This is a genomic window from Tropicibacter sp. Alg240-R139 (assembly GCF_900537075.1).
In the GTDB taxonomy this organism is placed as follows: Bacteria; Pseudomonadota; Alphaproteobacteria; order Rhodobacterales; family Rhodobacteraceae; genus Falsiruegeria.
This window is the reverse complement of sequence record NZ_UNRA01000005.1, coordinates 231,946-250,734: the sequence shown is the minus strand read 5'-3', so window position 1 is coordinate 250,734 and position 18,789 is coordinate 231,946. Positions and strand designations below refer to the sequence as shown.

The 18,789-nt window shown below is 56.6% G+C and carries 14 protein-coding genes and 2 pseudogenes; 15 read left to right on the top strand and 1 reads right to left on the bottom strand.

What is annotated here, in order from left to right; translation table 11 throughout:
- The first annotated feature begins 16 nt into the window (after positions 1-16).
- The 8 genes from tsaE to G6R15_RS18840 all read left to right on the top strand — a co-directional run bounded on the left by tsaE (position 17) and on the right by G6R15_RS18840 (position 9,777).
- A complete protein-coding gene (tsaE, locus tag G6R15_RS18875) occupies positions 17-490 on the top strand; it encodes a tRNA (adenosine(37)-N6)-threonylcarbamoyltransferase complex ATPase subunit type 1 TsaE (RefSeq protein ID WP_164661525.1) in 474 nt (157 codons plus the stop codon).
- A complete protein-coding gene (locus G6R15_RS18870; protein ID WP_164661524.1) occupies positions 487-1,491 on the top strand; it encodes an aminoglycoside phosphotransferase family protein in 1,005 nt (334 codons plus the stop codon). The genes tsaE and G6R15_RS18870 overlap by 4 nt, the downstream gene beginning before the upstream one ends.
- Positions 1,488-2,174 carry a nucleotidyltransferase family protein gene (locus G6R15_RS18865; RefSeq protein WP_164661523.1) on the top strand — a complete coding sequence of 229 codons (687 nt, stop codon included), beginning with the start codon at positions 1,488-1,490 and terminating at the stop codon, positions 2,172-2,174. Before G6R15_RS18870 ends, G6R15_RS18865 begins: the two co-directional genes overlap by 4 nt.
- Positions 2,167-5,106, top strand: coding sequence for a double-strand break repair protein AddB (addB, locus tag G6R15_RS18860; protein ID WP_164661522.1), 2,940 nt, complete (start codon positions 2,167-2,169; stop codon positions 5,104-5,106). Before G6R15_RS18865 ends, addB begins: the two co-directional genes overlap by 8 nt.
- Positions 5,103-8,462 (top strand): double-strand break repair helicase AddA, encoded by a 3,360-nt coding sequence (gene addA, locus G6R15_RS18855; RefSeq protein WP_164661521.1) that lies wholly within the window; start codon positions 5,103-5,105, stop codon positions 8,460-8,462. Before addB ends, addA begins: the two co-directional genes overlap by 4 nt.
- Positions 8,463-8,522: 60 nt before the next feature.
- On the top strand, positions 8,523-8,843 hold the full coding sequence (gene trxA, locus G6R15_RS18850; protein WP_164661520.1) for a thioredoxin: 321 nt from the start codon (positions 8,523-8,525) through the stop codon (positions 8,841-8,843).
- 206 nt (positions 8,844-9,049) lie between these two features.
- Complete coding sequence (locus G6R15_RS18845) at positions 9,050-9,400, top strand: Lin0512 family protein (protein WP_164661519.1); 351 nt, start codon at positions 9,050-9,052, stop codon at positions 9,398-9,400.
- Positions 9,397-9,777, top strand: coding sequence for a Lin0512 family protein (locus tag G6R15_RS18840; RefSeq protein ID WP_164661518.1), 381 nt, complete (start codon positions 9,397-9,399; stop codon positions 9,775-9,777). The genes G6R15_RS18845 and G6R15_RS18840 overlap by 4 nt, the downstream gene beginning before the upstream one ends.
- Positions 9,778-10,386: 609 nt before the next feature.
- On the opposite strand, the gene G6R15_RS18835 is transcribed toward G6R15_RS18840, so the two are convergent.
- Positions 10,387-11,547: an acyl-CoA dehydrogenase family protein gene (locus G6R15_RS18835; protein ID WP_164661517.1), complete on the bottom strand. Its 1,161-nt coding sequence runs from the start codon at positions 11,545-11,547 to the stop codon at positions 10,387-10,389.
- A gap of 551 nt (positions 11,548-12,098) precedes the next feature.
- Here G6R15_RS18835 and G6R15_RS22955 point away from each other — a divergent pair.
- From G6R15_RS22955 to G6R15_RS18805, 7 genes and pseudogenes are all read left to right on the top strand, one after another.
- Positions 12,099-13,058: pseudogene (locus G6R15_RS22955) on the top strand (AMP-binding protein); the annotation flags it as partial.
- Between the two features lie 102 nt (positions 13,059-13,160).
- Positions 13,161-13,517, top strand: coding sequence for a hypothetical protein (locus G6R15_RS22950; RefSeq protein ID WP_373456018.1), 357 nt, complete (start codon positions 13,161-13,163; stop codon positions 13,515-13,517).
- Between the two features lie 59 nt (positions 13,518-13,576).
- Positions 13,577-14,824: pseudogene (locus tag G6R15_RS18825) on the top strand (acetyl-CoA C-acetyltransferase).
- A gap of 160 nt (positions 14,825-14,984) precedes the next feature.
- Positions 14,985-15,764, top strand: coding sequence for an SDR family NAD(P)-dependent oxidoreductase (locus tag G6R15_RS18820; protein WP_164661516.1), 780 nt, complete (start codon positions 14,985-14,987; stop codon positions 15,762-15,764).
- 162 nt (positions 15,765-15,926) lie between these two features.
- A complete protein-coding gene (locus tag G6R15_RS18815) occupies positions 15,927-16,757 on the top strand; it encodes an enoyl-CoA hydratase-related protein (RefSeq protein ID WP_164661515.1) in 831 nt (276 codons plus the stop codon).
- Between the two features lie 46 nt (positions 16,758-16,803).
- Positions 16,804-17,895, top strand: a complete 1,092-nt coding sequence (locus G6R15_RS18810) for a CaiB/BaiF CoA-transferase family protein (RefSeq protein ID WP_240336810.1) — start codon at positions 16,804-16,806, stop codon at positions 17,893-17,895.
- A gap of 175 nt (positions 17,896-18,070) precedes the next feature.
- On the top strand, positions 18,071-18,721 hold the full coding sequence (locus tag G6R15_RS18805) for a TetR family transcriptional regulator (RefSeq protein ID WP_164661514.1): 651 nt from the start codon (positions 18,071-18,073) through the stop codon (positions 18,719-18,721).
- Positions 18,722-18,789 lie beyond the last annotated feature (68 nt).

Sequence of the window (18,789 nt, the reverse complement as noted above, 5' to 3'; positions counted from 1 at the left end):
GCGCCATTGTGGCGGCATGACCCGCCTGCCCCTTTCGATCAACCTGAGCACACCAGAAAGAACCGCCGAACTGGCCCAACGACTCGCGCCGCTACTGCGCTCGGGCGACTGCATTTTGCTGTCCGGGGAAATCGGAAGCGGCAAAACCTTTTTTGCCCGCAGCCTGATCCAATCACTGCTCAGCCAACCCGAAGATGTCCCCTCGCCTACATTCACATTGGTCCAGATTTACGACACTCCAATGTGCGAAATCTGGCATTCTGACCTCTACCGCCTGTCTTCGATCGACGAGGTCGAGGAATTGGGTCTGATTGAGGCATTTGAAACCTCCATCTGCCTGGTGGAGTGGCCGGACAAACTGGGAGAGCTGGCGCCGTCGGATGCATTGTCTATGCATTTTGTCGCCGATCCTCGGAATGACGCGCAGCGCTCTCTCACCCTAAACTGGAACGATCCCAAGTGGGACACACGCCTGGACCTTCTGAAATGACCAATCGAGCTGTCGTCAGCAAAGCCATCATCGCAAGAACAAAATGGGCAGGCGTCACACCTGCCCCGTTGGCCGGAGATGCGTCAAACCGGATTTACCACCGCTTGACCGACCCCGCGACCCACCAGACCGCCGTTCTGATGGATGCCGACCCGCAAAAGGGCGAAGACGTCCGCCCCTTTGTTCAGGCGGCCAACTATCTGCGCGATCTGGGTCTAAGCGCGCCCGAGATTTTGGCCGAAGATGAGGATTTCGGGTTCCTCCTGCTCGAAGATTTGGGTGATGATCTCTTTGCCCGCGTCGCTGCGGATCAACCCGAGCTAGAGCGCGCCCTTTACGAGGCTGCAACAGATGTTCTGATTCACCTGCACCAGTCGCCGGTGATGGAACTGGACAGTTACGGACCGCGCATGATGACGCAACGCGCTTCGATGGCTTTTTCACACTATGCTGCGGGGATCACCGGCGAGGATCAATCAGACATAGAGGCGCGGTTCACAAAGCTGTTTCAGGACATCCTGATGGACACGGCAAGTGGGCCGAAAGTGGTTGTATTACGTGATTATCACGCCGAAAATCTGCTGTGGTTGCCCGACCGTTCAGGACTGGCCCGCGTTGGGCTGCTCGACTTTCAGGACGCCATGTTAGGCCATCCCGCCTATGACCTGATGTCCTTGTTGCAAGACATCCGCCGCACTGTGCCTGCGGGAATCGAAATGACAATGATAAACCGCTATCTGCAAGCGACAGGCATCGACGAACATGCTTTCCGTCAGGCTTATGCGGTCCTTGGCGTCCAACGCAACATGCGGATCCTGGGTGTCTTTGCGCGCCTGGCAGTAGAGCGTGACAAGCCCGGTTACGTCGATCTGATGCCGCCAACGTGGAATCATCTAGTGCGCGGTCTCAATCACCCGGCGCTCGCATCGGTTTCGGATCTGATCCTGAAATCCTTGCCCGCCCCCACACCGGCCAACATGCAAAAGTTGAAGAACCGATGACCCAAGCGCCCCATACCGCCATGCTGTTTGCCGCGGGATTTGGAACACGGATGAAGCACCTGACCAAGGATCGCCCCAAGCCGATGATACCGGTGGCCGGGCGCCCCTTAGTGGATCACACGATTGATCTGGCGCGCAACGCGGGCATCGAAACTCTGGTGGCCAATCTGCATTACCTGCCTGAGATGCTGGCAGATCATTTGACCCCTAAGGGTGTGAAACTGTCGTGGGAGCTGCCCGATATTTTGGAAACTGGGGGCGGGTTGAAGGCTGCGCTGCCCTTGTTGGGTGATGATCCAGTGATCACAATGAACACCGACGCCATCTGGTCCGGGCCCAATCCGGTCAGCCAGCTGTTGCAGGCCTGGAACGCCGATACCATGGACGCGCTGTTGATGTGTGTGCCTGCGCCCCAAGCCCTGGGTCATTCCGGGGGTGGTGATTTCACCCTTAATGCGCAAGGCAAGCTGTCACGCGGCGGCTCGCTTACCTATGGCGGTATCCAGATCCTGAAAACGGACTTGCTGGAGACCATTGATCAGAGCGCCTTTTCCCTGAACATGCTGTGGGACCGAATGCACGATCAGCGCCGCCTGCACGGGCTCAGCTATCCGGGACGCTGGTGCGATGTGGGCCACCCCGACGGGATCGCTCTGGCCGAAGGTCTGATCAATGATGTTTGAGACCAGCGCGGAACCACGGGTTTTTGCCGAACCTCCGGGTGTCGATTTCCCGGCCGCTCTGGTGCAGGGGCTGCATGCTCGCGCCAAGGATTATCCGCCCGAGGCGCTAGCGCGAGTACAACTGGTGGTCAACACCCGCCGCATGAAGCGCCGCGTCCGCGACCTGTTCGACGCCGGGCCGCCCTGTCTGTTGCCGCAAATTTCGCTTATCACGGATCTGGGCGAGACACAGGATCTTTCGCGCTTGCCCCCCGCCATCCCACCACTGCGGCGTCGGCTACAATTGACACAATTGGTGTCGCACCTGCTGGATCAGCAACCGGATCTGGCCGCACGGTCCTCCCTCTATGATCTGTCGGACAGTCTGGCTGATCTGATCGACGAGATGCAGAGCGAAGGTGTGTCACCGCAGGCCATCCGGGACCTGGACGTCAGCGACCTGTCCGGCCACTGGGCCCGCACGCAGCAGTTCATCGCCATCGCCGACCGGTTTATCGGCGCCGATGAACTGGACGTACAAGCCCGCCAGCGCAAGGTCGTGGAAAATCTGATCCATCGGTGGGAGATCGCGCCGCCACAACACCCGATCATCCTGGCAGGGTCCACTGGTTCGCGCGGGACCACCTTGATGCTGATGGAGGCGATTGCTCGCCTACCCCAAGGTGCGCTGATCCTGCCCGGATACGACTTTGACCAACCAGCGTCGATCTGGTCTGGCGTGGACGACGCCCTACTGTCCGAAGATCACCCGCAGTACCGGTTCCGCAAGCTGACGCATGCACTAGAGTTGGAGCCCGCCGACGTTCAACACTGGACCGGAACCGAAGCACCCTCGCCCGCGCGCAACCAGCTGGTGTCTTTGGCGCTGCGTCCAGCCCCTGTCACGGACGCCTGGATGACTGAAGGCGCGGAGTTAACCGACCTGCCAGAGGCCACAAAAGGCATCACATTGGTCGAGGCACCCTCGCCCCGGTCCGAGGCTTTGGCGATTGCATTGCGCCTGCGGCAAGCGGCCGAAGACCGGCAGACAGCCGCCCTGATAACCCCCGACCGTATGCTGACCCGCCAGGTCAGCGCCGCGCTGGATCGCTGGTCGATCATCCCAGACGACAGCGCGGGTCTGCCGCTGCAACTGTCCCCGCCGGGTCGCTTCCTGCGCCATGTCGCAGGTCTTTTCGTGCATCGGTTGGATGGTGAGGCACTGTTGACCCTGCTAAAACACCCGCTTTGCCATATGGGCGGTGCGCGTGGTGAGCATCTGCGACAGACCCGCGATCTGGAATTGGATCTGCGCCGCTATGGTCCGCCTTTTCCCGATTTCGAGGGGTTTCATGCCTTTGCCGCGCGCAGACTGGACACCCAAGCCGAAGTTCCATCCAGTTGGTTGACCTGGTTGGGCGAGTGTTTTGTCGACCAGCAAGTCAGCGCCGATCTGTCGTTAATCCAATGGGTCGAGCGGTTACGTAACTTGGCCGAAAGGATCTCGATCGGCAGCGCGCAAGACAACGACAGCAATCTGTGGGACAAGAACAACGGTCAAAAGGCGCTTGAGGTCTTTACCAAGCTTGAAGACGAGGCCCTGCACGGTGGGCGCATGACGGCACGGGATTTCACCGATCTGATCGGTGCCATTCTCGCCGACGAAGAAGTCCGCGACCGCGATGCCCCACATGATCACATCATGATCTGGGGCACACTTGAGGCGCGCGTTCATGGTGCCGATTTGCTGATCCTGGGCGGGCTGAACGAAGGCAGCTGGCCCGAAGTCACCAAACCCGATCCATGGCTCAATCGTCAGATGCGCGATACTGCCGGACTGTTGTTGCCTGAACGCCGGATCGGCTTGTCCGCCCACGACTTCCAACAAGCGGTCTGCGCCCAAGAGGTCTGGTTGACGCGCGCCACCCGCTCGGATGATGCCGAAACCGTTGCTTCTCGGTGGGTGAACCGCCTGACAAACCTGCTCAGAGGTTTGCCGGATCAAGGTGGGCCTGAAATGCTGAAGGAGATGAAAGCGCGCGGTCAGCTTTGGCTGGATCGGAGTGATGTTTTGGAAAGAGCCCCCACCACTCCAGCAGCCGCCCGCCCATCACCGCGCCCCCCGGTCGCCGCCCGCCCCCGCCGCATGTCAGTGACAGAAATCAAACGCCTGATCCGCGACCCTTACGCGATCTACGCCAAACATGTGCTGCGCCTGAAACGGCTCAACCCACTGGTGCAAGCCCCAGACGCCTTGCTGCGTGGGATCGTGGTGCATGAGGTGCTTGAGAAGTTTATCGCGGACACGATGGAAAACCCCAATTCTTTGACGCGCGAAGCCTTTGTGGCCAAAGCCCGCGCACTATTGGACGAGCTTGTGGCCTGGCCAACTGCGCGAAAGCTCTGGATGGCGCGGATCGAACGTGTTGCAGATGCGTTTCTGGTCAGCGAGCACCAGAGACGTGCACAGGCCAACCCAATTGCGTTCGAGGCCCGGCTAAAGTTACACCTTGATCCGCTTGATTTCGAGCTGGTGGGTCGCGCTGACCGGATCGATCAAAACGAGCGCGGCGATCTTTATATCTATGACTACAAAACCGGAGCACCGCCAACCCCGGCACAGCAATCCAAGTTCGACAAACAGTTGCTGATCGAGGCCGCAATGGCCGAAGAGGGTGGGCTGGAAGGGATGGACCCGATGCAAGTCGCAGATGCCGTGTTCATCGGTGTCGGCGGCACGTTCAAAGAGGTGCCTGCGCCGCTGGAAAAAGAGCCTCCGGCAAAAGTTTGGGCCGAGCTGCGCGAGTTGATCGAGGCCTATTTTGACCCCGAACAGGGATACACTGCCCGCCGGATGCTGCATCGAGACGCGGATGTTGGCGATTATGACCATCTAGCCCGCTTCGGCGAATGGGACCGCACAACCGCGGCCACGCCCGAGGATCTGACATGAGCATGCGCAACGAGGCCACTGAAAAACAGGTCACGGCGGCGCGACCTGATGCGTCGACTTGGCTGTCGGCCAACGCAGGTTCGGGCAAGACCCGCGTTCTGACGGATCGGGTGGCGCGATTGCTGCTGAGCGACGTGCAGCCGCAGCACATCCTGTGTCTGACTTATACCAAAGCCGCCGCTTCCGAGATGCAGAACCGTCTGTTCCAGCGTTTGGGCGAATGGGCGATGCTACCTAATGACCAACTGTTTACGCAGTTAAACGATCTGGGTATCGATGGCTCGATTGACCCCACCCGCTTGTCTCACGCTCGCACCCTTTTTGCCCGAGCGATCGAAACGCCCGGTGGGCTCAAGATCCAGACGATCCACTCGTTTTGTGCCTCGCTTTTGCGGCGATTCCCGCTCGAGGCCAGGGTGAGCCCGCAGTTTTCCGAAATGGAAGACCGCGCCGCCGCCTTACTACGCGAAGAAGTTGTTGAAGCGCTGGCTGAAGGTGACCAGGCGCATCTGGTCGATGACATTGCACGGTTCGTCACCGACACCGGGTTCGACAGTCTGACCCAGGCGATCACCGGGAAACGGGACGCCTTTGCCGGGACCGTTGATTGGGCCGAACTGATGACCTGTTTCGAGCTGCCCGCAGATTTTGACGAACAGACGTTGCTGGACCGCGTGTATCTAGGCGGTGAATTGGAGCTGATCGCGACAATCCGCCCTTTGTTGGCCGAAAGCGGGGGCAACAACGCCAAGGCCGCAGCCAAGCTGGCTGGGTTTACAGATCGAAACCTGTCGACCTTGCCCATTCTGGAAAGCGTCCTGCTAACTGGCGCGTCGGCCAAGGAACCATTTAGCGCAAAGATAAATAGCTTCCCAACCAAGGCCCTGCGCGAAAGCGCGCTGGCCGGGCACATGCCACAGCTTGAGGCGTTGATGCGCCGAGTCGAAGATGCGCGCGAACAGCGGCTTGCCTTGATCGCCGCCCGCAAGTCTCTGGCGCTGCATAGATTTGCCAGTGTGTTTCTACCTGAATACGAGCGTCGCAAACAATTGCGCGGCTGGCTCGACTTTGACGATCTGATCCTGAAGGCACGCCAGCTTTTGAACGACGCGTCCGTCGCCGCCTGGGTGTTGTATCGTCTTGATGGCGGCATCGACCACATTCTGGTGGACGAAGCACAGGACACCAGCCCCGCCCAATGGGACGTCATCGAAAAACTAGCGCAAGAATTCACCAGTGGTGAGGGCGCGCGCTCGGACGTTGAGCGCACAATTTTTGTGGTGGGTGACAAAAAGCAGTCGATCTATTCCTTTCAGGGCGCCGACCCCGAAGCCTTTGATCGGATGCAGCAAGAATTCGGCCACCGGTTGTTGAAAAGCGGCTCTAACTTGGCAGGTTTGACGCTGGAGTACTCTTTCCGGTCTTCAGCTGCGGTGCTGGGATTGGTCGACCAGGTATTTGACGGCAAGGCCGAGGCCGGGTTTCATGCCGATGCCAAGCACAAGGCGTTCAAATCCACCCTACCCGGCCGCGTTGATCTATGGCCCGTGATCGAAAAGGTCGATGACGAGGATGACCGCCCCTGGACCGATCCCGTCGATCGGCCCAGCGCGCAACACCACACTGTGATCCTGGCTGAACAGGTCGCCCGCGCCATCAAGCGCATGATTGATGAGCGTGAGACCATTCCCAAAGACGGCTCTAAACCGGGGGAATTTGCCCGCAGGAGGATTCGACCGGGGGATTTCATGATCCTGGTTCAACGCAGATCCGACCTGTTTGCCGAGATCATTCGTGCCTGCAAAGTTGAAGGTTTGCCCATTGCCGGAGCCGACCGTTTGAAAGTGGGCGCAGAACTTGCGGTCAAAGATCTGGCCGCCCTGCTCAGCTTTCTAGCCACGCCCGAGGATGATCTGTCATTGGCGACAGTGCTGAAATCGCCTCTCTTTGGGTGGAGCGAACAACAGCTCTTTGATCTGGCTCATCGGCGCACAGATAAATACCTCTGGCCCGCGTTGCGCAGCCGCGCCGAAGAGTTTCCCGAAACCATGGCTGTGCTAAACGATCTGCGCGGCATGACGGATTTCCTGCGCCCCTATGATCTGATTGAACGCATCCTGACCCGGCATGGCGGGCGGCAGAAACTGCTGGGTCGTCTCGGGGCCGAGGCCGAGGATGGGATCAACGCGCTGCTCAGCCAGGCGCTGGCCTATGAGCGGACAGACATCCCCAGCCTGACTGGGTTTCTGGTCTGGATGCAGACCGACGATCTGGAAATCAAACGCCAGATGGGTGGCCTGGGTGACATGATCCGGGTGATGACGGTGCATGGCTCCAAGGGGCTGGAATCGCCCATCGTGATTCTACCTGACACCGGCGCGCGGCGTGCGCCGACAGATGATGAAATCATGATGGCGGGCGACATGCCGCTGTGGAAAGTGTCGCGCGACGTATCGCCTGCTGCAATCGCGCAGGCTCGTGCCGAGGCACAGTCGCGGCAGATGAACGAACGCCTGCGGCTTCTCTATGTGGCGCTTACGCGCGCCGAGAAGTGGTTGATCGTGGCCGCTGCGGGCGAATTGGGTAAATCCGGCGACAGCTGGTACCAAATGGTCGACGACGCGATGCAGGGTTCAGGCGCCGAAGCGATCCCTGACACCACGATTCAGCGATTGCAGCACGGCGACTGGTCAGGCCTGCCGCTGGACGAGGAAACGGCGACAAAACGCGAACAGGTCACCCTGCCCGATCTGTTCAGGACGCGCGCGCCTGCGCCCACTCCGGCGCCCGCGACACTCAGCCCGTCCGACCTTGGCGGAGCCAAGGCGCTGGCCGGAGACATGGGACTGGACGAGGAGGCGGCCAAGCTGCGCGGCAGCCGAATCCACTTCCTGCTTGAACATTTACCGGGAATCGATTCCGGCGCCTGGCGGCAAGTCGGCGCACAATTGCTCCCTGATGTGCTGAGTTCAGAGTTCGAAGATGTGTTCACCGAAGCCCAGCGCGTTCTGAGCGCAGATCATCTGTCACATGTGTTCGCGCCCGACACTCTAGCCGAAGCTCCAATCACGGCCCAGCTGGACAAAGCGCGGATACACGGGATCATCGACCGATTGATCATCAACAAGACCTACATTCAGGCCATTGATTTCAAAACAAATGCCGCTGTTCCGGATATTGCCGAAGCCTGCCCCAGCGGGTTGCTGCGTCAGTTGGGTGCTTATGCACAAGCGTTGTCACAGATATATCCAGACCACGAAATCCGCACTGCGATCTTGTGGACGCGCAACGCGACCTTGATGCCTCTGCCACACGATATTGTGACAGAGGCATTGCGAAACACCCAGATATCTTGACGCCCCCTATGAGCACACTTACGTTCTGATCCCAAGCGAATTCCATTCAGGAGACAGAATATGTCCACCGTAGCCGTCACCGACGCAACCTTCGACGCCGAAGTCAAAAACTCGGACATCCCCGTAGTGGTCGATTTTTGGGCCGAATGGTGTGGTCCGTGCAAACAGATCGGCCCCGCTCTGGAAGAGTTGGCCGCGCAATACGACGGCAAGATCAAAGTCGCCAAGGTCGATGTAGACAGCAACCCGAACTCTGCCGCCGCAATGGGCGTGCGTGGAATTCCCGCGCTGTTCATCTTCAAGGACGGTCAGGTTGTGTCGAACCGTGCCGGCGCTGCTCCTAAGGCGGCTCTGGAAAGCTGGATCAACGACTCGATTTAGTTCTATTATTTGGGTCTACTGGATCAAGGCGCTCCCAATCGCGGGGCGCCTTTTCATTTTGCATTCCCTGCTTCTTGCCGGAAATATCACGGAGCGCGAGGCGGAGCCTTGCAAAAACCACCTGGCCTGTCCGATACGGTCAATTTGGACCTTCCACACAGACCACAAAACGGCAAACTGCCACTAACACATGAACAGGAGGCAACATGGCCAAGACACGGGTTCTGGTGGAATTCGGCATGGGCACATCGCTTAGGCGCGAGGACTATACCGAAGCAGCGCTCAGGGCGCTAAAAGACGCGCTGTGGCACAACTCGGTGAATATGGCCGAACTTTTCGATTTCCCCAAAGAGGCAATGATCATCGACGCTGAGATCGGCGTGCAAAAGCCAGATCAGGTTGATGTTGATTCCCTGCTGAATATCTTTCCGTATGGCCAGCCCAGCATCACAGTGACCGAGGGGGGGTTGGACATCGAAAAACCCCACGTCGACGGTCGCACGGTCATCGCCAACGCAGCGATTGTTGTGTCTTTTGACATGGAGCCCGTGCATTGACCGAAAAACGTATCATCCTGGAAATGGGAACGGGCAATGATCTTTACGGTCAGGACTATACCAAGGCCGCCCGCCGAGCTGTACAGGACGCGCTGCATCATTCATCAATCACGCTGTTTTCAAAGCTGGGTGTTGATCACACCGAAATGCGCGTTCAGGTAACGATCGGTGTACAAGACCCGGACGCCGTCGATTGTGATCTGGTGGCGTCGGATCTACCGCGCGGCCGGACCGAAGTGCGCGCAGTCAAGGGGGGCTTGGATGTCACAGACGCCGAGGCTGGGACGCGTCACGTCGTCGCCACGGCGGCGATCGAGGCGTGGCTCCCCGACATGGTCGGGAAGTGGGTTCAGAGGACCCAGTTGCGTGGATCTTGACTGAGGCGAGTTTTCGCTCTTTGCCATCACTTTAAACGACGCGTTCACACTCCGCGCGGCCGAGACCTGTCGTGCGGTTTATCGTTCTCGAAGCGATTTTTGCTTCCGCAGTCCGGCGGTCGAAATGACGCGCTTGCACGCGATCAATGATGACCTGTTTTCATCTGCCGGTCTGGACTTCAGGCCGCGATCTCTCGTTTTGCCCCGTCTCGATTTGCCATCTCAGCCTGCCATCTTTAGCGAGGACGTCAATGCAGTAAATTCGGTGTGCATTCCCGCTATGAATCGCGTTGTTCGGCGCAGGAATACTGACCGCAACCGCCCGACCGATTAAGTCAATCAGGTAGTCTGTCAACTTTTGGCCAGCACACCACCAAACCCCAGAAACAGGCTCGCAGTGGCATCTTTGTCTGTGAGTTGCTTACTAGCAGCTTGCCGCTTCTGGGCGCTCTTCAGTCCCTGAATTTGCGAGGCATCGACCACCGCTCACGTCACAGGAAACGCTGAGATTACTTTGGAAGATCGGGTCCTGCGACACAGTCGATTGTCGCGTAAGTTGCGTTCCTATTCGCGGTGAACCTCTTGTGTCAAAAACCAGTTCCAGCCCGCCTATTCGAGGAAGCTCTTGTATTTTTGGGAAAAGATGTCGCGCCCGATGATGTATCGCATGATCTCGGAACTGCCGGCATAAATACGGCTGATGCGGGCGTTGGTGAAAATGGTCGAGATTTCGTACTCTTCCATATACCCGTGCCCGCCGTGCAACTGCACACCTAAATCCGACATTTCCCATTCTATCTCGCTACCAAGCATTTTTGCCTTTGCTGACATGTTGGTTGTCAGGCGCCCTTGATTGTGCTCCGACACCAAGTGATCGACATACACTTGCAACATATCCAGCTTGGCGTCCATTTCGGCCATCTTGAACTGGGTGTTCTGTTGTTCCGATAGAGCTTTGCCAAAGACCTGTCGCTCCATTACGTAGTCCCGCGTGATATCAAAGGCATGACGCCCAACAGCAAGGTGTCCGCAAGCGCCAATCAGCCGTTCTTCCGCGAGCCCCTCCATCAGCATGAAGAAGCCTTTTCCGGGCTCCCCCAAAACGTTCTCTTTGGGCACTTTGACATTGTCAAAGAACAGCTCGGCGGTGTCTTGGGCGCGTAAACCCATTTTCTTAAGGTTTCTGCCGCGCGACACGCCTTCCATATCGCGTTCGAGAACCAAAAGTACCATGGCGTGTTTGCTGTCCGCGCCTTCTAGCTTGGCGGCAGTGACGAACAGATCAGCATTGATACCATTCGAGATGAACGTTTTTGAGCCGTTCAGAACAAAGTGATCCCCCATGTCCTTTACGCGCGATTTCAATCTGGACAGGTCGCTTCCCGCTCCGGGTTCGGTCATCGCCACAGCCAGAATATGCTCGCCGGTCACGCATTTTGGCAGAAACCTTTCGCGCTGTTCTTCGGTGCCGTGGTTGTAGATATAGGGGCCGACGAGACGGCTGTGGAGGGTGTTGTACCGCTCGACACAATCCGCTTTTGCCGTTTCTTCGATGATGATCTGCTCGTAACGGAAATCAGGTTCTCCCAGCCCACCATATTTCTCGTCGGGCCAGATCATGAGCATTCCTTGCTCGCCGGCCTTACGGAACACCTCTCGTGGTACGATTCCGTCTTCACGCCATTGATGCATATGGGGTTTCACTTCGGTTTCAAGAAATTTTCGATAGCTGTCTCTGAACATAATTTGTTCTTCGGTGAAGTTTCTCATGGCGTCCCTTTTCCTAGAAGCTTTTTGGCAGTTTTCCCGGCAATCGGCCTCGAAGGTCCTTCCAGCACCCTCAAGCCTCAATCGGCATCAATCGTTAGCACAGACTAGGCTCCTGTAATTAATTGGCCAATTAATTACATCACCGTAGCACTGCCGCGGTGCTCCATTTTCCTGTACCAACCGCAGCGAATTCAAAAACAGCGCAAGGCTAAACCTCTCTAGGTTTGACAGGGCTGTGAAATTTAATTTTCCACTTAATTAATTCATCTATGGTTCCTCTGCGTCAACAGACCTGTGACTGGTGATCGCAGTAACCACCAGCGCGAAGTGGGCGCAAAGAAACGACGACGAACAGACCCGGAAAGTGGGGATCAGCAGGGCGCATCAAAGAGACGGAACACTGTCCATCCCGGCTAGTATTGGAGGAAAACTATGACACAGGAATTTTACCCGAGAGTCATCGCGAAGCGGACCCCGGGCAAACCCGCCGCGACAATGGCAGGGTCTGGTGAATTCATAACGTTTGCTGAACTGGAGTCGAAGTCCAACAATTTGCGCACCAGGCGCGAAATAATGGTATCGCCATTGGCGACAAGGTCTTGTTCCCACTAGATAATCGTCTCGAAGTGTTTCCGTTCCTGTGGGGCGCTCAGCGGGCCGGGCTGGCCTATGTTGCAGCGCCCAACAAACTGACGCTCAGCGAATTATCTTACATCGCCAATGACTGTGGCGCAAAGCTTGTCCTGTCGTGCGAAGCAATTGATCCGTCTATTACCTCAAGTCTCGTTGACGAAATGCCCGATGGTACTGTCTTCCTTGGAATTGGGAACATGCCTTCGGGTTGGCTTGATTGGGAATCAAGCTTCGCTGAACAGAGCGACGAACCCATCGCGGATGAGGCATTCGGAACTGACATGCTCTATTCGTCAGGCACCACCGGAAAGCCCAAAGGCGTGTCTGTGACGATCGAGCCGAGCAGCCAAGCAGAAGATCCGGATCCGCTGTACGATATTTTCGGCGGACTTTACGGGATTGGCCCGGATTCGACCTATCTTTGCCCTGCCCCGCTTTATCATGCAGCGCCGCTGCGCTGATGCGCAGCTTTGCAATACTGGGGTGGTTCCGTGGTCGTGATAGAAAAATTCGATGCGGAAAACAAACTCCGGCTGATCCAGGACAAAAAGGTCAGCCACGTACAGTTTGTCCCCACACATTTCAACAGAATCCTGGATCTCCCGGATTCCGTTCGGCAGCAATACGATCACAGTTCGCTCGAAGTTGTCGTTCATGCTGCGGCCCCTTGCCCAGTGCACGTCAAGAAACAGGTGATCGAATGGTGGGGCCCAATCCTGAAGGAATACTACGCAGGGTCGGAAGGAAACGGGTTCACGTATATCGACAGTAACGATTGGCTGACGCGCCCCGGTTCTGTCGGACGTCCCGTTGGCTGCGAGATGCAGGTGTGCGACGAAGACGGAAATCCTGCTAAAGCAGGACAAGAAGGTCTGATTTATTTTCGAGGCCTCCGTGAGTTTTCCTACCACAACGACCCAGTCAAGACAGAGGAGTCCCGGATCGACGGCGGCTGGGCGACACTAGGCGATGTTGGTCGAATGGATGAAGATGGCTTCCTCTACCTGACCGACCGCAAGAGCTTCATGATCATCTCGGGCGGCGTGAATATTTATCCGCAAGAAATCGAGGATCGGCTTTCACGGCATCCAGAAGTCTTCGACGTGGCTGTCATAGGTACACCGCACACCGACTTTGGCGAACACGTGACAGCCGTTGTGCAACTTCGAGACCACGCAAAGGCCGGCGACACGCTGACAAATGAGCTGATCAAGTTCGCGCGTGAGACGTTAAGCGGCGTGAAAGTACCCAAGGTTTTCAATTATTCCAAAGCCTTGCCCCGCACCGAAACCGGGAAACTTCTGAAAAAGAAACTTCGGGACAGCTACTGGTCGTAACAACATCGCGCGGCGCTACGGCGCTTTGCAACCGTAAACAAAAGAAAAAAGATCGACAAATGTCAGAAGCTTTCATTATCGATGCGTGCCGGATGCCTCGTGGCATTGGCCGTGCGGGCAAGGGGTCTTTGGCCCACTTGCACCCGCATCACCTTGGGGCCACCGTTCTGAAGGCAATTGCCGAGCGGAACGACCTGAACACTTCGGACATTGATGACGTCATCTGGGGAACAAGTAGACAAGAAGGCAAGCAGGGTGCGGACATAGGCCGGATGTCGGCGCTAGCAGCAGGATACGATGTGAAGGCCTCGGGCATCACGCTTGACCGGTTCTGCGGCTCGGGCATCACCTCTGTTTCGATAGCTGCGGCGCAGGTTATGTCGGGCCTCGAAGACCTGGTCGGCGGCGGCGGCACCGAAGTAATGAGCTCCACTGCCACGCTTTTCGACATTTGAACACCCAGCATGCTCGATGCGGGCAATAAACAGCTGCGAGCCTTGCGCCCACAAAGTCAGCAAGGGGTTTGCGCAGACGCCATCGCCACCCTCGAGGGCATTGACCGCCGGGCCGCCGACGAACTCGCTGCAACCAGCCAAGCCCGCGCAGCAGCTGCGCAAGCCGATGGTCGGTTTGAAAAGTCGGTTATTCCCGTCCTGAACCCCGACGACGGTTCGGTGGCTTTAGGTCGGGACGAATATCTGCGCCCAGGAACTACACTAGAAAAGCTTGGGACCCTTGATACCGTGTTTTCCAAAGTGGCGTCTTTTCCCTTTGCCGAGGATCAACCCACCTGGGGTGACCTAATTTATCGTAAGTATCCTGCTCTAGAAGGTAAAATCGACCATATTCACCATGCCGGCAATTCCTCTGGCATCGTTGACGGGTCCGCCGCCGTTCTGATGGCGTCTGAAGCCTATGTGAAAAAGTCCGGTTTGAAACCTCGCGGTCGTGTCGTGGCAACCGCTAATGTTGGAGACTGCCCGACGTTGATACTGAATGCCCCTGTCGCTGCGGCGCGCAAGGTTCTGGACAAAGCAAACCTGACGCCAGGCGATATCGACGTCTATGAGATCAACAAAGCGTTTGCGGTTGTCGCCGAACGCTTCGTCCGCCACCTCCAGCTCGACCGAGCAAAAGTTAACATCAACGGCGGTTCGATTGCCCTTAGCCACCCGATTGGGGCAACTGGTTCAATTCTTATCGGGACCGCACTGGACGAACTGGAGCGTTCTGGAGGTCGCTATGGTCTCATCACCATGTGCGCCGCCGGAGGAATGGCACCGGCCATCATCATTGAACGCATCTAGTGTTGCACCCTGATCGAGAGCCGAGCCTGACACATGTAATCCTCCCGCTGTGCTGGCGAGACAGGCGCGGTTACTCCCGTTGCTTTCGGTCAGGGGCATCTAGTTGAAGATGCGAGCTTTTCCGGTTCGCAGACGAAAATCCAAAGGACAAGGTAAAACCATGCAATTGAACAGTTCCGTTTCGGCAGTCATCACCGGGGGTGCATCCGGTCTCGGGGCAGCGACAGCCCGAGCATTGGCAGATCAAGGAGTCAAAGTCGCCCTGTTTGACCTTAACGAAGACCTTGGTGAAGCATTAGCTGCCGAACTTGGTGGCGTATTTTGCAAAGTGAACGTGTCAGATGAAGCCAGCGTAGTGGCCGGTTTCGCCAAGGCCCGTAAAGCTAATGGACAAGAGCGCATTCTGTTCAATTGTGCGGGCATCGGCAACGCGATGAAGACCGTGGGTCGGGACCGCAAAACCAGTGAAGTCCGAGAGTTTCCGTTTAGCGAATACATCCGCATCGTCAACGTCAACCAAATTGGGACATTCCTCTGCACGGTGAAATCCGCCGCCGGAATGCTGATGCTTAACCCCGTGGAAGGCGAACGTGGTGTTATCGTTAATACCGCCTCCGTGGCCGCTGAAGACGGGCAGGTTGGTCAAGTCGCATATTCCGCAACCAAAGCCGCAGTTGTGGGTATGACCTTACCGATCGCCCGCGACCTTTCGTCGGAATTGATCCGGTTAAACACGATCCTTCCGGGCATTTTCGACACACCGTTGTTGGCCAGCGCTCCCGAAAACGTGCGCCAAGCGCTTGGTGCGCAGGTGCCCCACCCCGCTCGTTTGGGTGCGCCGCCGGAATACGCTTCTTTGGCTCTTGAGATGTGCCGCAACGGGTATTTCAACGGTGAAGACGTGCGTTTGGATGGCGCGATCCGCATGGCACCTCGCTAAGACAACGTTGGTGGCAGGCACGGTCAAATTCACCAGAGCCCACCACCACAACTCTTCACGTCATGTGAATTTGAATTCGACGTCACCAAAGCACTGCACCGATACGCCAAGTGCCTATTAAGCGAACGTTTTGACCTAAACATCATCGACAAGGGCAATCCAATGAATGCACCTCAGGCCCCAAAAGCGGATGCTCAGATTGACGTGTTCGCACACGCCTTTGACCACATTCTAGTCGACAGAAATGGACCAATATTTGAGGTGACGATTAACCGTCCGGGTTCGTACAACGCTCTTTTCGGCCCTGCCCACCGCGAACTGGAAACGGTGTTCGATGCTTACGAAAATGACCCTTCGCTCTGGGTGGCCATCATTACAGGCGCTGGCGACAAGACCTTTTGTTCCGGAAACGACTTGAAAGCTACCAATGAAGGCGGTGATATTCTCCCCGGACCAAATGGTTTCGGAGCGCTTTGCAATCGGTTTGATAGGGCCAAACCCATTATCGCTGCAGTAAACGGTATTGCCATGGGAGGCGGCCTTGAAATTGCCCTGGCCTGCGATCTGAACGTCGCCGCGCCCCACGCAAAGTTCGCACTTCCCGAAGTTCGGGTTGGGTTGTTTGCCGCAGGTGGCGGTGTCATGCGATTGGCCGGCCAGATTGGGCGAAAGGCCGCGATGGAACTTATTCTGACCAGACTACACTTCGATGTCGCGCGCGCTTTGGAACTTGGCGTTATCAACTCGATCGCGGCCGAAGGTCAGACCGCTATGGATGCCGCCCGCGACCTGGCAACCGAAATCACTTTGGCTTCGCCTCAGGCCGTCAGCGCAAGTTTGCGCATCCTGAACCGTCTGGAGGAAGAAGGGGGGTTGGTTGCAGCTTTTCCCGCAAATTTGCCTCTTTTTCACAAGCTGCTCGAAACAAATGACGCCAAGGAAGGCGTCGCCGCGTTTGTTGAAAAACGGGCGCCTCGATGGACGAACAGCTGAGGATTAGGACATGTTAGGCCCACTTGCAGGACTGACGAAAATTTAAATGGCCGGAATTGGTCCCGGGCCGCTGGCAGGCCAGTTACTGGCGGACCTCGGGGCACAGGTAATCGTCGTTGTTCGTGCTTCATATCCTGCCGACAAGACAGAACTGAACCGCCGCGGCAAACAATCCATCGCTGTTAACCTGAAATCACCCGAAGGCGTGAAAATCACTCGAAATCTTATCAATGACGCAAGCATTGTGATTGAAAGATTTCGGCCCGGCGTAACGGAAAAACTTTCGCTTGGCCCCAAAGATCTGGACGAGCATGTAATCTATTGCAGGATGACAGGCTGGGGACAAACCGGGCCCTTGGCGCATACCGCAGGCCACGACATCAATTATTTGTCCCTGACCGGTGCCCTAGGCGCAATGGGCCAAGCCAATCAACCTGCCGTGCCCCCTTTGAACCTCGTGGCAGACTATGGCGGTGGCACGATGTTTATGGTTTTTGGCCTTTTGTCAGCTTACATCGAACGTCTAACCTCTGGAAAAGGGCAGGTCGTCGATGTCAGCATGGTCGATGGTGTTTCCGCCATGATGAGCATGTTCCATGGGTTTCTTGCGAATGGAACGTGGCAAAACAGGCGATCTTCAAATTTGCTTGACGGTGGAGCACCGTCTTATCGGGCCTATCGAACGAAAGACGACAAATACGTCTCGGTTGGCCCATTGGAACCGCAATTCTTTGCCCAGCTCATCAAAGGGATGGGTCTCGATACCTCTGAACTTGCGAGCCAGAACGATGCAGAAACCTGGCCGGCCAAGCACAAGGTTTACGAGGGCATTTTTGCCTCGGAGACGCGGGACGAGCGGCAGGAAATCTTTGATGGAACCGACGCGTGCGTCGCACCGGTTCTCACATTTGATGAAGTCATGGATCACCCGCAAAATGCCGCACGCGGCGTGTTATCCGAGATCGACGGTGTCATGCAAGCACGGCCGGCCCCCCGGTTTTCGCGCTCGGGTTCCCGATCACCAACCGCTCCGGTTGGTCAAGGTTCCACAACCGACTCCATTCTGACAACGCTCGGGTATTCCCAACCTCAGATCAACGCACTCCGCGCCGGGAATGTCCTGACCTGGAGTAAGTAAAAGGCTCAATTGCCAGGGCCGGAACGTGGACTGAGGCAATTGAGGGAGCTCCGTCAGACACCTTACTTAATTCGTTAGTTAAAGGGTTGAACCCCGATAAGTCGTTCGCTTATGACTGATTGCCAAGGATTCCCACCCGACTGTGGCAGAGCCGGAAATTCAACGAGAAAGCGAAATGACGAATACCGAAACAGGCTCCAGACCGGTTGGAAACAAAGGCAAGACTGCCAAAAACGAGCTGATTGCAGCCGTGTCCCGGCTGATGTGTGACAAGGATTCCATCGACTTCACTTTCAGTGAGGTCTCGCGAGAGGCCGGAATGAACGCCGCTTTGATCAAGTACTATTTCGGCAGCAAAGAGGGGCTGCTCTATGCCGTGTTGGAAAGAGATTTGAGTGCCGGAAAAGATTTATTTTTCAATTTCTTAGAGAGACCGGGCCTAGACCCGAGAGAAAAGATGCGCGGGCATCTGATCGGCCTTTTGAATATGTACCACGAGATTCCCTATCTCAATCGGCTGACGCAGGCTCTCACACGTGACGCAACCGAAGAACGCGTTATCAAAATCTCAACCGAACTCATTGCCCCCTTAGCCCGAGCACAGGAACAGATACTGAAAGAGGGTTATCAATCGGGTCTTTTTAGAAAAGTCGACCCGATGTCGTTCTATTTTACAGCCGTACATGCGGCCGAAGGGTTTTATGCCAATCGGTTCGTGCTCAACGCCGCCTTCGATCAAGCATCTATTTCTGATCGCCTTCACAAAATGAATTCTGAACAGGTAGCCGACATCCTTATGCGCGGTATATCGAAAGAGGCTAGTTGATGAAAACCAGGCAAACGGCCCAACTCTCTCAGTAGTGATTGTCTTCCTGTAAACTCTGGCTTTCGATG

Bases quoted from the DNA above. Each gene is read 5' to 3' on its own strand.
- trxA (WP_164661520.1), top strand. From the start codon at position 8,523: ATGTCCACCGTAGCCGTCACCGACGCAACCTTCGACGCCGAAGTCAAA.
- addB (WP_164661522.1), top strand. From the start codon at position 2,167: ATGTTTGAGACCAGCGCGGAACCACGGGTTTTTGCCGAACCTCCGGGT.
- G6R15_RS18805 (WP_164661514.1), top strand. From the start codon at position 18,071: ATGACGAATACCGAAACAGGCTCCAGACCGGTTGGAAACAAAGGCAAG.
- tsaE (WP_164661525.1), top strand. From the start codon at position 17: ATGACCCGCCTGCCCCTTTCGATCAACCTGAGCACACCAGAAAGAACC.
- G6R15_RS18835 (WP_164661517.1), bottom strand. From the start codon at position 11,547: ATGAGAAACTTCACCGAAGAACAAATTATGTTCAGAGACAGCTATCGA.
- G6R15_RS18845 (WP_164661519.1), top strand. From the start codon at position 9,050: ATGGCCAAGACACGGGTTCTGGTGGAATTCGGCATGGGCACATCGCTT.
- G6R15_RS18820 (WP_164661516.1), top strand. From the start codon at position 14,985: ATGCAATTGAACAGTTCCGTTTCGGCAGTCATCACCGGGGGTGCATCC.
- G6R15_RS18815 (WP_164661515.1), top strand. From the start codon at position 15,927: ATGAATGCACCTCAGGCCCCAAAAGCGGATGCTCAGATTGACGTGTTC.
- G6R15_RS18870 (WP_164661524.1), top strand. From the start codon at position 487: ATGACCAATCGAGCTGTCGTCAGCAAAGCCATCATCGCAAGAACAAAA.
- G6R15_RS22950 (WP_373456018.1), top strand. From the start codon at position 13,161: ATGGATGAAGATGGCTTCCTCTACCTGACCGACCGCAAGAGCTTCATG.
- addA (WP_164661521.1), top strand. From the start codon at position 5,103: ATGAGCATGCGCAACGAGGCCACTGAAAAACAGGTCACGGCGGCGCGA.
- G6R15_RS18810 (WP_240336810.1), top strand. From the start codon at position 16,804: ATGGCCGGAATTGGTCCCGGGCCGCTGGCAGGCCAGTTACTGGCGGAC.
- G6R15_RS18865 (WP_164661523.1), top strand. From the start codon at position 1,488: ATGACCCAAGCGCCCCATACCGCCATGCTGTTTGCCGCGGGATTTGGA.